Source organism: Streptococcus sp. A11 (assembly GCF_043674225.1).
GTDB lineage: Bacteria > Bacillota > Bacilli > Lactobacillales > Streptococcaceae > Streptococcus > Streptococcus suis_V.
This window is the reverse complement of the sequence record NZ_JBIMJS010000016.1, coordinates 15,750-29,778: the sequence shown is the minus strand read 5'-3', so window position 1 is coordinate 29,778 and position 14,029 is coordinate 15,750. Positions and strand designations below refer to the sequence as shown.

General features: G+C 43.5%; 16 protein-coding genes and 1 pseudogene. All 17 read left to right on the top strand.

The features are described 5' to 3' along the window. Positions 1 to 29 precede the first annotated feature (29 nt). Entirely contained in the window at positions 30 to 368 is a 339-nt protein-coding gene (locus tag ACHBIF_RS09105; protein WP_105111991.1) for an ATP cone domain-containing protein, read from the top strand. A gap of 324 nt (positions 369 to 692) precedes the next feature. Beyond that, entirely contained in the window at positions 693 to 1,688 is a 996-nt protein-coding gene (locus tag ACHBIF_RS09100) for a YhdH/YhfP family quinone oxidoreductase (protein WP_394720050.1), read from the top strand. Between the two features lie 148 nt (positions 1,689 to 1,836). Further along, on the top strand, positions 1,837 to 2,592 hold the full coding sequence (locus ACHBIF_RS09095) for a class I SAM-dependent methyltransferase (RefSeq protein WP_172021373.1): 756 nt from the start codon (positions 1,837 to 1,839) through the stop codon (positions 2,590 to 2,592). A 7-nt stretch (positions 2,593 to 2,599) separates the two neighbouring features. Next, positions 2,600 to 3,247: a pyroglutamyl-peptidase I gene (pcp, locus tag ACHBIF_RS09090; protein WP_394720047.1), complete on the top strand. Its 648-nt coding sequence runs from the start codon at positions 2,600 to 2,602 to the stop codon at positions 3,245 to 3,247. A gap of 12 nt (positions 3,248 to 3,259) precedes the next feature. Next, entirely contained in the window at positions 3,260 to 3,556 is a 297-nt protein-coding gene (locus ACHBIF_RS09085; RefSeq protein WP_105123269.1) for a DUF4298 domain-containing protein, read from the top strand. Positions 3,557 to 3,680: 124 nt separating this feature from the next. Beyond that, positions 3,681 to 3,953 (top strand): 30S ribosomal protein S16, encoded by a 273-nt coding sequence (gene rpsP / locus ACHBIF_RS09080; protein ID WP_105111987.1) that lies wholly within the window; start codon positions 3,681 to 3,683, stop codon positions 3,951 to 3,953. A 21-nt stretch (positions 3,954 to 3,974) separates the two neighbouring features. After that, positions 3,975 to 4,217: a KH domain-containing protein gene (locus tag ACHBIF_RS09075; RefSeq protein WP_105111986.1), complete on the top strand. Its 243-nt coding sequence runs from the start codon at positions 3,975 to 3,977 to the stop codon at positions 4,215 to 4,217. Between the two features lie 59 nt (positions 4,218 to 4,276). Beyond that, positions 4,277 to 6,016 (top strand): ABC transporter ATP-binding protein, encoded by a 1,740-nt coding sequence (locus ACHBIF_RS09070; protein WP_170239461.1) that lies wholly within the window; start codon positions 4,277 to 4,279, stop codon positions 6,014 to 6,016. Positions 6,017 to 6,025: 9 nt separating this feature from the next. Continuing rightward, positions 6,026 to 7,795 carry an ABC transporter ATP-binding protein gene (locus ACHBIF_RS09065; RefSeq protein WP_105111984.1) on the top strand — a complete coding sequence of 590 codons (1,770 nt, stop codon included), beginning with the start codon at positions 6,026 to 6,028 and terminating at the stop codon, positions 7,793 to 7,795. A gap of 540 nt (positions 7,796 to 8,335) precedes the next feature. Then, complete coding sequence (gene rimM, locus ACHBIF_RS09060; RefSeq protein ID WP_105111983.1) at positions 8,336 to 8,854, top strand: ribosome maturation factor RimM; 519 nt, start codon at positions 8,336 to 8,338, stop codon at positions 8,852 to 8,854. Then, the gene (gene trmD / locus ACHBIF_RS09055; protein ID WP_105123272.1) at positions 8,844 to 9,572 is read left to right on the top strand and encodes a tRNA (guanosine(37)-N1)-methyltransferase TrmD; all 729 of its coding nucleotides are present in this window, start codon (positions 8,844 to 8,846) and stop codon (positions 9,570 to 9,572) included. The genes rimM and trmD overlap by 11 nt, the downstream gene beginning before the upstream one ends. Before the next feature lie 227 nt (positions 9,573 to 9,799). After that, the gene (locus tag ACHBIF_RS09050) at positions 9,800 to 10,822 is read left to right on the top strand and encodes a branched-chain amino acid aminotransferase (RefSeq protein ID WP_105123273.1); all 1,023 of its coding nucleotides are present in this window, start codon (positions 9,800 to 9,802) and stop codon (positions 10,820 to 10,822) included. 186 nt (positions 10,823 to 11,008) lie between these two features. Beyond that, positions 11,009 to 11,962: pseudogene (locus ACHBIF_RS09045) on the top strand (IS30 family transposase). Between the two features lie 39 nt (positions 11,963 to 12,001). Then, on the top strand, positions 12,002 to 12,256 hold the full coding sequence (locus tag ACHBIF_RS09040; RefSeq protein WP_394720042.1) for a hypothetical protein: 255 nt from the start codon (positions 12,002 to 12,004) through the stop codon (positions 12,254 to 12,256). Positions 12,257 to 12,330: 74 nt separating this feature from the next. Then, complete coding sequence (gene relB / locus ACHBIF_RS09035) at positions 12,331 to 12,546, top strand: type II toxin-antitoxin system RelB family antitoxin (protein WP_105111980.1); 216 nt, start codon at positions 12,331 to 12,333, stop codon at positions 12,544 to 12,546. Beyond that, positions 12,543 to 12,806, top strand: coding sequence for a type II toxin-antitoxin system RelE/ParE family toxin (locus tag ACHBIF_RS09030; RefSeq protein ID WP_105123274.1), 264 nt, complete (start codon positions 12,543 to 12,545; stop codon positions 12,804 to 12,806). Before relB ends, ACHBIF_RS09030 begins: the two co-directional genes overlap by 4 nt. Before the next feature lie 67 nt (positions 12,807 to 12,873). Beyond that, complete coding sequence (locus tag ACHBIF_RS09025) at positions 12,874 to 13,935, top strand: aminotransferase class I/II-fold pyridoxal phosphate-dependent enzyme (protein ID WP_394720039.1); 1,062 nt, start codon at positions 12,874 to 12,876, stop codon at positions 13,933 to 13,935. The last annotated feature ends 94 nt before the right edge of the window (positions 13,936 to 14,029 follow it).

Genomic DNA, 14,029 nt, shown 5'->3' with positions numbered 1-14,029 from the left:
GTTTACTGAAAACCAGAAAGGAGCTTAATATGCAAGTCATTAAACGTAGTGGAGAGATTGTTGAATTTGACCCAGAAAAGATTTATCAAGCCATTTTAAAGGCTGCGCAGACAGTTTATGTGATTGATGATACCTGGCGGAAAAACCTTGCCCAGGTGACTAAGAAGGTCGTACTTGACTTGGAAGAGGCTCATACAGAACGCCCAACCATCAGCATGGTACAATCCCAGGTGGAGCACCGTTTGCTGGATGCCGGCTATATCTCAATCGCAGAGCATTATATTTCTTATCGCCTGCAGCGTGATTTGGAACGCAATGGCTACGCGGATAAGATTGTCGTTCATTTGCGATTTGAGCAAGTACGTTAAAAGTAGTTATAGTTTATAGCTATAGGTTCATGTAACTAAAAACTATTGGTAATTTATGACATAATATGCTAGAATAAATGAAATCCATCCTTTTTGATAATCTGGATTTTATAACTAGTCATTCCCTAAGTTCGTGCCTTAGGGATTTTTTATTTCCTCTTATCTTTTTTGAAAATCCAGACTAAAATTTTATTTTTAAATCGGTTTTAGCTGGACGAATTCTCTGAAATGTTTTATTATAATAACAGATAGAAAACGGAGAGGAGGTAAGGTAGAGAGGTTGGGAAGCTGACTCTATCCTATATCAAAATCGGAGGTTATCAAATGAATAGAGAATTTAAGGCTACGGTTGTTGAGCAAGTAGGCGACGAGATTGTATTTGCTCCAAAAACCATTACAGTGGATGATTTGCATGAAGGTCAAGTCCTTATCAAAGTTGCCTACAGTTCGGTCAACTACAAGGACATGCTGGCTGTGCAGAAAAATTCCGGTGTCATCCGGAATTATCCCATGATTCCAGGTATAGACTTGGCTGGTACTGTAGTTTCTTCGGAGACAGATGAATTTACTCTTGGTCAGGAAGTGCTGGTGACCGGCTATGAAATGGGCATGTCCCATACAGGCGGATTCTCTGAATATGCCCGCGTTCCAAAAGATTGGGTTGTGCCATTGCCAGAAGGGTTGACAATGAAAGATGCCATGATCCTTGGCACGGCGGGACTCACAGCTGGTTTGTCTGTCCTGGCGCTTGAGAAAGCTGGGATGACAGTGGACAAGCAACCACAGATTCTCGTGACAGGCGCTAGTGGTGGCGTAGGTTCGGTTGGGCTTGCCATTCTCAAATCTCAGGGCTATGAGCACATTAGCGCTCTAACCCGAAAGGACAATCAGGATGAGCTGGTTTGCCGGCTGGGTGCTAGCAAGATTATCAAGCCAGATCAAGTCTTTATCAAGGAGAATCCACTCCTGCTCAAAGGGGTTTACAATTATGTGCTGGACACAGTAGGTGGTGATGTGGTCGCTCATCTGATTCCACAGATTGACTATGACGGTGCTGTTTCGCTTTGTGGAAATGCCGGAGGTGTCAAGATGATGACCAATGTTCTGCCATTTATTCTCCGTGGTGTACAGGCTTTGGGAATTGATTCTGTCCAAATTAGCCATGAAAAACGGACAGCAGTCTGGGAAAAATTCGCCAAGGAATGGAAGATTGTAGACCAGCTGGCTTATGATGAAATCAGCTTGGAAGAACTGCCTGAGACCATGACTCTTTTGAAAGAAGGGCGGCATTTGGGTAGAACCATTGTCAAAATTGGATAAACTGGACTGCTGAGATTTGATGTACAATAAAATCTATCAGTGGCGGAAGTCTGTTGCACACCAAAGGACCAACAAACGATAAGATAATTTTGAATAGTATGAAACGGCTAGGGATTACTTTAGTCGTTTCTTTGGTATAATGATAAGTATGAATCTGATTGTGACAACGAGTTTGAGGATGGATAGTCAGCTAGTTTCCCTTGCAGAGTCCATTGCCAAAGAACTACCTGCTATTTATCTGCCGCGTAATAAGCAAGCCTTGAGCCGTTTTTTTACGGATGTGGAACAGGTTTTGGTAGTTTACAAAGACCGGCTGGTTTTGGAACAAGTGGGTGGGCAATCCCTCTTTTTTCACCCAGATACTGCTATGCTTCGTATCAAAGCTGGACGTGACCCTCTCCTAGAATTGATTGGCGACAAGCCAAAGACTATTTTAGATTGTACCATGGGGCTGGCTTCTGATAGTATTGTCCTAGCTAGTGCGGGACATCAGGTGACAGCCTTGGAGAGTTCTCTGCTTATTCATTTTATGGTAAGCCGAGGTCTGAAAGAGTTTGATAGTGGCAATGAAGCGGTTAATCAAGCCATGCGGTCCATTGAGGCCATCTGGACAGACAGTTTGCCCTATTTGAAAAATCAGGCAGATAAGTCGGTTGATGTGATTTATTTTGACCCTATGTTTTCGAAGGAGATTAAGGAATCGCAGAATTTGTCCGGATTAGCAGGGCTAGCAAATGCTGCCCCCTTGTCAGGGGAATTGTTGGCTCAGGCCAAGCGGGTGGCCAAGGAAAAGATTATCTTGAAAGCTCATTTTCGTGATGCGGTCTTTGAGCGATTTGGCTTTAAACGTCATGTAAGACCCAATCAAAAATTTCATTATGGAGAAATTCGTTTGAAGGAGTGAGAACAGAATGAAAATATTAGTAACTGGTTTTGATCCATTTGGAGGTGAGTCTATCAATCCAGCACTGGAGGTCATTAAATCATTACCAAAGCAGATTGCAGGCGCAGAGATTTTTCTTGAGGAGATTCCAACTGTTTTTTATCAAGCTGCAAGTGTTCTTGAAGAAGCCATGGTTAAGTATGCACCAGATATTGTGCTATGTATTGGACAGGCTGGTGGAAGGACGGAATTAACACCTGAGCGTGTTGCCATTAACCAAGACGATGCTCGCATTCCAGATAATTTAGGACAACAACCAATTGACACTATGATTCGTGAAGATGGGCAACCTGCTTATTTTTCAACCTTACCCATCAAAGCAATGGTTGAAGCCATTCGTGCAGCAGGTCTTCCAGCCTCTGTTTCTAATACCGCAGGGACCTTTGTCTGCAACCATCTCATGTACCAAGCTCTTTACTTAGCTGATAAACAATTTCCAAAGACTAAGGCTGGTTTTCTTCATATTCCGTTTCTACCGGAACAGGTTCTTGACAAACCAGGCTTTGCCTCTATGTCTCTAGCCGATATTGTTAGAGGAGTTGAAGCAGCCATTGGAGCAATAGTTGCATATAAAGACAAAGAGGATGTGAAGAACGTTGGAGGTGCAACACATTGATGGAGGGATTGTATGGAAGCTAGGAAACGTGTCGAGGAGATGGAAAAAATATTTAATATGCATCTGGAGATGAACAAGTCCCTTGCTGATAGTGTTACCCAGCTCAATCAGGCACAATCAAGTTATTTACGGTTGCTAGATTATTATCAGAGCCAGACCTATATGGAAGATCTTGATTTATCCAATAATGGTTATTTTGATGGTATTCCTTGCGGTGTATTGAGTGAAGATGGAGTCTATAATTTGCTTTTTGACCGCTCGAATTTAGCAAGTCAACTGAGAGAACTAGCAGATCTGCTTGAGCAATAAAATTTTTAAAAAGTGTCAAGTTTTTTTCTTGACACCAGATGAAAGTGTGTTATAATAGAACATGTGCTAAATAGCTCTGCTATTTCACCAACCAAAAAACATATAAGAAAAGAGAAGATAAAAAATGGCAGTAAAAATCCGTTTGACTCGTATGGGTTCTAAAAAGAAACCTTTCTACCGTATTAACGTTGCAGACTCACGCGCTCCACGCGATGGTCGTTTCATCGAAACAGTTGGTACTTACAACCCACTTTTGGCTGAAAACTCAGTAACTCTTAAAGAAGAGCGTGTACTTGAGTGGTTGGCAAAAGGTGCACAACCATCTGACACAGTTCGTGCCCTTCTTTCTAACGCTGGCGTTATGAAGAAATTCCACGAATCAAAATTCTCTAAATAAGAACAGTAAGCGAGACTACTTATGGACATGATTGAAAATCTCATTATTGCGATTGTGAAACCCTTGATTTCACAGCCTGACAGCTTGACGATTAAAATCGTTGATACACCTGAATTTTTGGAATATCATTTGGATTTGGATCAATCGGATATTGGCCGTGTTATCGGTAGAAAAGGACGCACGATTTCTGCAATTCGTACGATTGTCTATTCTGTCCCAACAAGTGGTAAAAAAGTTCGTTTAGTGATTGACGAGAAAGAATAAGAGGGTCACCATTTGGTGGCTTTTTACTTACTTCAAGATAAAAAACTAGAAAGGGAATTATGAAACTTATTTGGAACTATCTGAAACACTATCCAAAATGGTTGATATTAGATCTGTTTGCCGGAATTTTGTTCGTAGCGGTCAACCTTGGTTTGCCAACCTTCTTGGCTCGGATGATTGACCAGGGGCTCACGCAAAATAATCCTGACCAAGTCTATTTCTGGGCTTGGATGATGTTGATAATCGTTGTGTTGGGCATTGTCGGTCGTGTCCTTTTGGCCTATGCTGCTGGACAGTTGACGACCAATATTGTCAAGGATATCCGCAATGATTTGTATGAAAAAATCCAAGATTATTCCCATCATGAATACGAGCAGATTGGTGTTTCCTCGCTTGTGACACGGATTACCAATGATGCCTTTGTCCTCATGCAGTTTGCGGAGCAGGTTCTGCGACTGGGTGTTATCACGCCTATGATGATGATTGCCTCGGTCATCATGACCCTGGTGACCAGTCCTGGACTGGCTTGGACAGTAGCAGTGGCTATGCCTTTCTTGGTCTGGGTCGTCTATTATGTGGCCATCAAGACCCGTCCTTTGTCTGAAATGCAGCAGCAAAAGTTGGACACGATTAACCAGTACGTCCGTGAAAATCTCATGGGGTTGCGGGTCATCCGGGCTTTTGCGCGCGAAGAATTTCAAGAAGAACGATTTGAGCAGGTCAATGAGGATTACACCGGCATTTCTAAGAAACTCTTCATCTTGACAGGTTTGACGGAGCCACTATTTGTACAAATCATTATTGCCATGATTGTGGCCATTGTCTGGTTTGCCCTTGCTCCGCTCAGAGAAGGTAGCTTGCAAATCGGTGACCTGGTTGCCTTTATTGAGTATGGTTTTCATGCCCTTTTCTCCTTCTTGCTCTTTGCCAATCTCTTTACCATGTATCCCCGGACGGCAGTTTCAGCCAAGCGGATTCAGGAAGTTCTGGACATGCCGATTTCGATTTCTAAAAATGAAGACGGGATTACAGAGACAGAAACCCGCGGTTACCTGGAATTTGACAATGTGACCTTTGCCTATCCAGGTGAGACCGAGTCGCCTGTTCTCCACAATATCTCCTTTAAGGCAGAACCTGGTCAGACCATTGCCTTTATTGGCTCGACGGGTTCTGGTAAGTCTACTCTGGTCCAGCTCATTCCGCGATTTTTCGATGTGACCCTGGGCCGGATCTTGGTAGATGGTGTGGATGTCAGACGCTACAATTTGAAAGCCCTCCGCAGCAAGATTGGCTTTATTCCGCAGAAAGCTCTGCTATTTACCGGAACAATCGCCGAAAACCTCAAGTATGGAAAGCTGGATGCCAGCATGACGGAGCTGGATGCGGCGGCTGATGTGGCTCAGGCCAAGGATTTTATCGAAAGCAAGGAAGACCGGTTTGAGACCCATTTGGCAGAAGGCGGTAGCAATCTGTCTGGCGGGCAAAAACAGCGACTGTCTATCGCGCGTGCCATTGTCAAGGAACCAGAAATCTATATCTTTGATGATTCCTTCTCTGCCTTGGACTATCGGACAGATGCGATTTTACGCAAGCGCCTCAAGGAAGTGACGGAAAATGCGACTGTCCTTATCGTTGCCCAGCGTGTGGGAACCATTATGGATGCGGATCAGATTATTGTCCTCAACGAAGGGGAAATTGTCGGTCGTGGTAAGCACGATGAGTTAATGGAAAGCAATGAATTCTACCGTGAAATTGCCAATTCTCAACTCAATCGTCAGTCCTTGACAGAAGAAGAATAGGAGGGTGATATGAAGAATACAAATGTTTTTAAGCGTGTTTGGACCTATTTGCGGACCTACAAAAGCTCTATCTTTATTGCTATCCTTATGAAGATTCTCAGTGCCATTATGAATACCTTAGAGCCCCTGGTGCTGGGTATGGTTATCACCGAGCTAACAGCAAACTTATTGGATATGGCCAAGGGTGTTGAAGGAGCCGGTATCAACGTGCCTTATGTCGCAACCCTCCTAGCAATTTACGCCTTCCGTGCCCTCATGTACGAAGTTGGAGCTTATTTTTCTAACTATTTCATGACCAAGGGTGTTCAACATGCTGTCCGTGATATGCGCCAGGACTTGAGCCAAAAAATCAATCGAATCCCGGTTTCCTATTTTGACAAGGAGCAGTATGGTGACCTCCTGGGCCGCTTTACCAATGACGTTGAGACGGTTTCCAATGCCCTACAGCAGAGTTTCCTGCAAATTGTCAATGCGGCCTTGATTTTGACCTTTGCGATTGGCATGACCTTCTACCTCAATGTTTCCCTGGCCTTGGTCGTTCTGCTCTTGGTACCCCTGACTTACTTTAGTTCCAGCTATATCATCAAGCGCTCCCAGCCTTATTTCAAGGAACAGGCTGCTATCCTGGGTCGCCTCAATGGCTTTATTCAGGAAAATCTGACCGGTTTCCATGTTTTGAAACTCTACGGACGGGAAGAGCAGTCTAAACTTGAATTTCGCCAAATTACAACGGACCTGCAGGAGGTTGGTTTCAAGGCTAGCTTTACCTCTGGCATGATGATGCCGGTGGTTCAGGGCTTGTCAAACCTGACCTATGTTATCATTGCCCTCTTGGCTGGTCTCCAGGTTTTGGCGGGGCGTCTGACAGTTGGTAATTTGCAGGCCTTCGTCCAATATGTCTTCCAAATTTCTCAGCCGGTGCAAACCCTGACCCAGCTAGCTCCCCAGTTGCAGTCTGCTAAATCTTCCCTGGAGCGCATTTTTTCAGTCCTAGATGAGGTGGATGAGGTCAACGCCAATGAGCAAGCCTTGACAGACAATCTGACCGGCCAAGTCAGCTTTGAAAATGTTGAATTCGGCTATTCTGAGGACAAGCCTCTCATTCGCAATTTCAATCTGGAAGTCAAGCCAGGTGAAATGGTGGCCATCGTTGGACCAACGGGTGCCGGAAAAACTACACTCATTAACCTGCTGATGCGATTTTACGATGTAACATCTGGAGCCATTAAGGTTGACGGTCACGATATTCGTCAATTATCACGCCAGTCCTACCGTAGTCAATTTGGTATGGTTCTGCAGGATGCCTGGCTTTATGAAGGAACTATCAAGGAAAACCTTCGTTTTGGTCGCCTAGATGCCACTGATGAGGAAATTGTTGAGGCAGCCAAGATTGCCAATGTGGACCACTTTATCCGTACCCTACCTGGCGGTTACAATATGGAGATGAACCAGGAATCCAGCAATATTTCGCAGGGGCAAAAACAGCTTTTGACCATTGCGCGTGCCTTGCTAGCTGATCCCTCCATTCTCATTCTTGATGAGGCGACCTCATCCGTTGATACCCGCTTGGAATTGCTGATTCAGAAGGCTATGAAACGGCTCATGCAGGGCAGAACCAGCTTTGTCATTGCCCATCGTCTGTCAACCATTCAAGAGGCGGATAAGATTCTGGTCCTCAAAGACGGCCAAATCATTGAACAGGGCAATCATGAAAGCCTGCTAGCCCAGGAAGGATTCTACTATAATCTCTATCAAAGCCAGTTTAGCAGCAGTCAGTAAGGTTTTTACAGTGATATTTTCCGAAATTGGCTAGATTTGTTATGCTAATACTAGAAATAACAGGGAGTATGAGTACATGAATAAATCTCAACTGGTTTTAACAATCCTATTGCTCATCGTCCTGGCTGTCTATCTAGGCTTTCGAAAGACAAGCATCGACCTTCCGGAGGCGGACAGAATTGTTATCTAAAACGCAGACTTTCAGCAAATTGCTGTTCTAGAAGGAAAGGACGCTGCGCGCCTTCATTCAGATGTGACATATATTCGCCCCTATTTCTTTGATAATCCTAGCAAGCAGGACACCCCCGCAGGTAGATAAGTTCTACTTTTTAGAATTTTTGCCCAGCAGAAAAAACGCCTACCTCAAAAATCCAAAGGAGCAACCTATCTGGAATTTCCCTGTGAAAAAACTGTCAAAACCAAGAAAGATATCGAGGAGATTCTCCCAAGATAAGTCGGCGCAAGCCGGCTTTTTCAATCCCTTGAGAAATCTCTGCTCCCATGTTAAAATAGATGAATAGAAAAACAAACGGAGAACACATGAATTATTTTAACGTAGGAAAAATAGTCAATACCCAAGGCTTGCAAGGAGAAATGCGTGTCCTGTCTGTGACGGACTTCGCTGAGGAACGTTTTAAAAAAGGCGCAGTCTTGGCGCTTTTTGATGACAAGGATCAGTTTGTCATGGAAGTGGAAATTGCCTCCCACCGCAAGGCCAAGAACTTCGATATTATCAAGTTCAAAGGGCTCTATCATATCAACGACATTGAGAAATACAAGGGCTTTAGCCTCAAGATTGCGGAGGAAAATCTGACAGATTTGGACGAAGGCGAGTTTTACTACCATGAAATCATCGGGCTGGATGTCTATGAAAATGACCAGTTCATCGGACAAATCAAGGAAATCCTTCAGCCGGGTGCCAATGATGTTTGGGTGGTCAAACGAAAAGGCAAGAAAGATTTGCTTTTGCCGTATATTCCGCCGGTTGTTCTCAATATTGACATTGAAAACAATCGCGTCGATGTAGAATTGCTCGAGGGGCTGGACGATGAAGATTGATATTTTGACTCTCTTTCCAGAAATGTTTGCGCCACTGGAACATTCTATTGTCGGCAAGGCGCGGGACAAGGGATTGCTGGAAATCAATTATCATAATTTCCGTGAGAAAGCCGAGAAATCGCGCCACGTGGATGATGAGCCCTACGGTGGAGGTCAAGGTATGCTCTTGCGGGCTCAACCGATTTTTGACACTATGGATGCCATTTCCCAAACCAATCCGCGCGTGATTTTGCTGGACCCAGCCGGTCGGACTTTTAATCAAGCCTACGCTGAGGAATTGGCTCAGGAGGAGCAGTTGATTTTCATCTGTGGTCACTATGAGGGCTACGATGAGCGAATTAAGGCCTTGGTGACAGACGAGATTTCTCTTGGTGATTATGTATTGACTGGTGGGGAGTTGGCTGCCATGACCATGATTGATGCGACGGTGCGCTTGATTCCAGAGGTGATTGGCAAAGAAGCTAGCCACACTGATGACAGTTTTTCGTCTGGTTTGTTGGAATATCCCCAGTACACGCGCCCTTATGAATACCGTGGCATGGTCGTCCCAGATGTGCTTATGAGTGGGCACCATGAAAATATCCGGAAATGGCGCTTGGAGCAAAGCCTACGCAAGACTTATGAGCGTCGTCCTGACTTGTTAGAGAAATATGACATGACGGCAGAAGAGGAAGAAATTTTCCAGAAAATCAAAGCAGAAGTATCACCAGAAGACTAGGGACAATCCTTGTTCCTTTTCTTTTTTATTAGATTGACAAAATTTTCTGAATTTTTCTTGAAATTCATCATCAAAAGTAGTAGAATAGTAAAAAATAAGGAGCTGTATCCAGTAATTTTGCTGGAATTTTGACAGTGTCTCAAGAAAATGAAGGCTGAGTGGTAGAAAACCAACCTTCGTTAGAGGCGCTGAGCTGTAAATCGAGCTTCTAACAAGGAGTGAACACTATGACTGTAAATCTTGATTGGGAAAATCTAGGCTTTTCCTATATGAAATTACCCTACCGTTTTATTGCGCATTTTAAAGATGGCCAATGGAGCGAGGGAGAGTTGACAGATGATGCAAATTTGCACATTTCAGAAAGTTCTCCAGCCCTCCATTACGGCCAACAAGCTTTTGAAGGGCTAAAAGCTTATCGCACCAAGGAGGGAAAACTCCAGCTCTTTCGTCCAGACCAAAACGCTGAGCGCCTGCAACGAACAGCAGACCGCTTGCTCATGGAGCCTGTTCCGACGGAGCTCTTCATCAAGGCTTGCAAAGAAGTGGTCAAAGCCAACGCAGACTACGTTCCTCCCTATGGAACTGGTGGCACCCTCTATCTTCGCCCGCTCCTCATTGGTGTCGGTGACATCATTGGCGTAAAACCTGCTGAGGAGTACATTTTCACCGTTTTTGCCATGCCAGTTGGTAACTATTTCAAAGGCGGTTTGGCTCCGACCAATTTCCTCATCCAAGATAAGTATGACCGTGCAGCACCTAACGGAACTGGAGCAGCCAAGGTCGGTGGTAACTACGCAGCATCGCTCTTGCCGGGCCAATATGCTAAAAAGCAGGGCTTCTCAGATGTGATTTATCTGGACCCAGCTACCCACACCAAGATTGAAGAAGTCGGCTCAGCAAACTTTTTTGGGATTACAGCTGACAACGAGTTTGTTACGCCAATTTCACCGTCAATTTTGCCCTCTATTACCAAGTATTCTCTTTTGTACTTGGCAGAGCATCGTCTGGGTATGAAGGCTGTGGAGCGTGAAGTCCTTGTCGAAGAATTAGACCAGTTTGTCGAAGCAGGAGCCTGCGGAACAGCAGCCGTTATCTCTCCAATCGGCGGAGTGCAGCATGGCGATAAATTCCATGTCTTCTACAGTGAGACTGAGGTAGGACCTGTTACTCGTAAGCTCTATGAAGAATTAACAGGAATCCAATTCGGTAACGTTGAAGCACCTGCAGGCTGGATTGTTGAAGTGGAATAAAAATAATACTCTATTTTTGCATGTTCATGTGCAGAGGTAGGGTATTTTGTTTTTTAGGCACCAAAATGCTTTTTTTTCTTTTTAAGTGTTTATGCTTCCCAATTTGTAAAATTAAGCAAGACAGAAAAAGCCATCTATATTAGGCTCAGATAAACTACCACATTTGTCTGAAAGGAACTAACATAAATGACCTATACCCATGAACCACAAATGAACTCGTAATGATAGAGGCTTACTACAAAGAAGGTATAAAAGTTACAGATATCATGATAGTCCTTAGAAGATCAAAGCAGACCGTCTATCATGTTATCAACTTTCTCAAAGATGGGCATTCTGCCTATGACTATTATGAACACTACAAAGCCAATAAGAAACGCTGTGGTCGGAGGAAAACAAGTCTTTCGCAAGCAGAAAAAGACTTTATTCAAACTCATTTAGATCAAAGCTGGAGCCTTGATGTCATTAAAGAAACTTATCCAAATAGGATTTCTTGTTCTATTAGAACTCTCTATCGACTGGCTGACCGTGGTGTTTTCAAGAAGGAAGACCTCCCTTGGAAAGGAAAACGAAAAGCAAATGGTCATAGCGAAAAAAGAGGGAAACAAGCCTTTCGCAGAGATTTACGTGAAAGAGTTGAACTCTATCCTGATTTTCATACAGAGCTCGGACACCTAGAAGGAGACACCATTGTTGGCGAGAAACACAAAAGTGGGGTCATTACCTTAGTAGAACGACTTTCAAAAGCCATCATTACACTGAAAACTAAGGGACGAAAAGCAAGTGATATTGAGGAAGCCATCAATCAATGGCTTTCTCAAGTTCCTAGTCATCTCTTTAAGTCGATTACTTTTGTTTGATTGCGGGAAAGAATTTTCCAATTGGAAGTCTATTTCGAATGCACATGACATTGACATTTTCTTTGCCGATCCAGGTTGTCCCGGTCAACGAGGTATCAATGAGCATTCAAATGGCTTATTACGGCAGAATGGACTTCCGAAACAGATGGACTTTACTGGCATTTCTCAGCAATTTTTATCAGCTATAGCTGATAAAAGGAATAGAATTCCTAGAAAGTCTTTGAATTATCAAACACCCTACCAAGTTTTTCTGAGTTTATTGAAAAAGTCTAGCTTAATTTGACAAATTGGGAAATATAAAAACGAAAAAGAGGAAAATAGTATGACATACCAAAAGCAAACAACTTTGAAAGAAATCATGAAGAAGTTACCAGCAGATTACCAGTTTACAGATACCTATCAGCCAGCGGAAGAATGGTGGGACTATAAGGGGCATCGCCTGCATTTGGACACGTTTAGAAATCCAGAAGCCCCTGCTAAGATTATTGCCTTTCACGGCGTAGGTACCAATGGGAGACAGATTTCAATGATTTTGGGTGGCCCACAAGCTAAGAATGGTTACTCTTTTTATAGATGAAATATCTCAGGGCCATGCTTTTCTTGACTTTCTATCCTATTTTGAATACAATGTATTATAAAGGAGGTCGGGTGATGACTACTATGACGTTACGGATTAACGATGAGGATTCTAAACTGATTAAGAACTATATCCAGTTGCATGGGCTAACGATTTCAGAGTTTGCACGTCAGGCTATGTTGGAGAGGATAGAGGATGAATATGATTTGGCTGTTCTTCGTCAGGCTATGGCAGAGGATGACGGAGTTCGCATTTCGCATGAGGAGTTAATGGCGGAGTTTGGGCTATGACCTATAAGTTAACCTATACTTCAAAGGCCGTAAAACAACTGAAGAAATTAGATGCTTTTACTCGAAAATCAATCTTGACTTGGATTGATAATAACATTGCACATACCGACAACCCACGCTTGCATGGCAAGGGATTGACAGCTAATCGGTCAGGAGAATGGCGTTATCGTGTAGGAAATTATCGGATTTTGGCAAATATTTACGATGATGAAATTGTCATTGAAGTGTTCGCCATCGGTCACCGCAGAGATAGTTATTAGCATCCGAGTCAAAGGATGTTTTTCTTGACTTCAAACCTATCAACCCAAAACAAATTTAGGAGCAAGCATGACAGTATTTAGAGATGATTTACAAGATTTAGAACCCTATAAATTACCGGGACAGGCAGTTCACAATCTGGGCGACAATGAAAACCGCCTGATTGATTGGACTTTTTTGTTGGAGGAAAGTTTGGAGCAATTGAAAGCGGGCGAATTGACTTTTTACGGTGACAATCGCTACGCAGAATTGATTGAAATCTATGCCAATTATCTCGGTGTCCAGCCCCAACAAGTGACAGCAGGAGTCGGGTCGGATTTTCTGGTACACATGATTGTTATCGGCGCCCTCAAGCACGATGAGGTCTTTTTGACCATCAATCCAGACTTTTTCATGTACGAGGTCTACAATCAGATACATGGCAGTCGGTTTGTCTCTTACGACCTGCCACAAGACAAGCAAACCTTTGTCCTCAAGGCGGATGATTTGCTGGCCTATGCCAAATCAGTCAAGGCCAAGATGATCATGTTTTCCAATCCTAACAATCCCTCTTCAGTCGCATTTGACTCAGTCCAAGTCGAGAAAATTATCGCCCAATTCGATGGTCTGGTCGTTATTGATGAGGCCTATATCGAGTTTGCGGACAGCAGTAGTTTTGTAGAGAAAATCAACCAGTATGACAATCTGATTGTCCTGCGCACCCTGTCCAAGGCCTTCGGACTAGCTGGCATCCGGCTCGGATTTGCGGTAGCTCAGGAGCAACTGATTGTTGAGCTGGACAAGATTATTCCGCCCTATAGTTTGTCCAATGTCACGGCGAAAATCGGCACACTAGCCTTAGCTCATAGGGATTTGGTTATTGAAAAAATAGCAGAGCTGAAATCTATACGCACTGCGTTTATCGAATTCTTGCAGGCTATTCCTGATTGCCGTGTTTTACCTAGCCAAGCGAATTTTGTGACCTTTTCTGCGCCTTGGAGCAAGGAATTGTACGAATTCGCCCTTACCAAAGACTGGAATTTCAAATATTATTCCCAAGGCGTCCTTGCCAATCACATTCGTATGGCTATTGGACGACCAGAAGAAATGGATACAATGAAGAAAATGATAAAAGAAGTGGCAGGAATTTAAATTTCCTGCTGTTTTTAGATATTTTTTGAAAGAATTTGATAGAAAATGATTGACAATGAGATATTTTTGTATATAATAGAATTTGTAAACGATT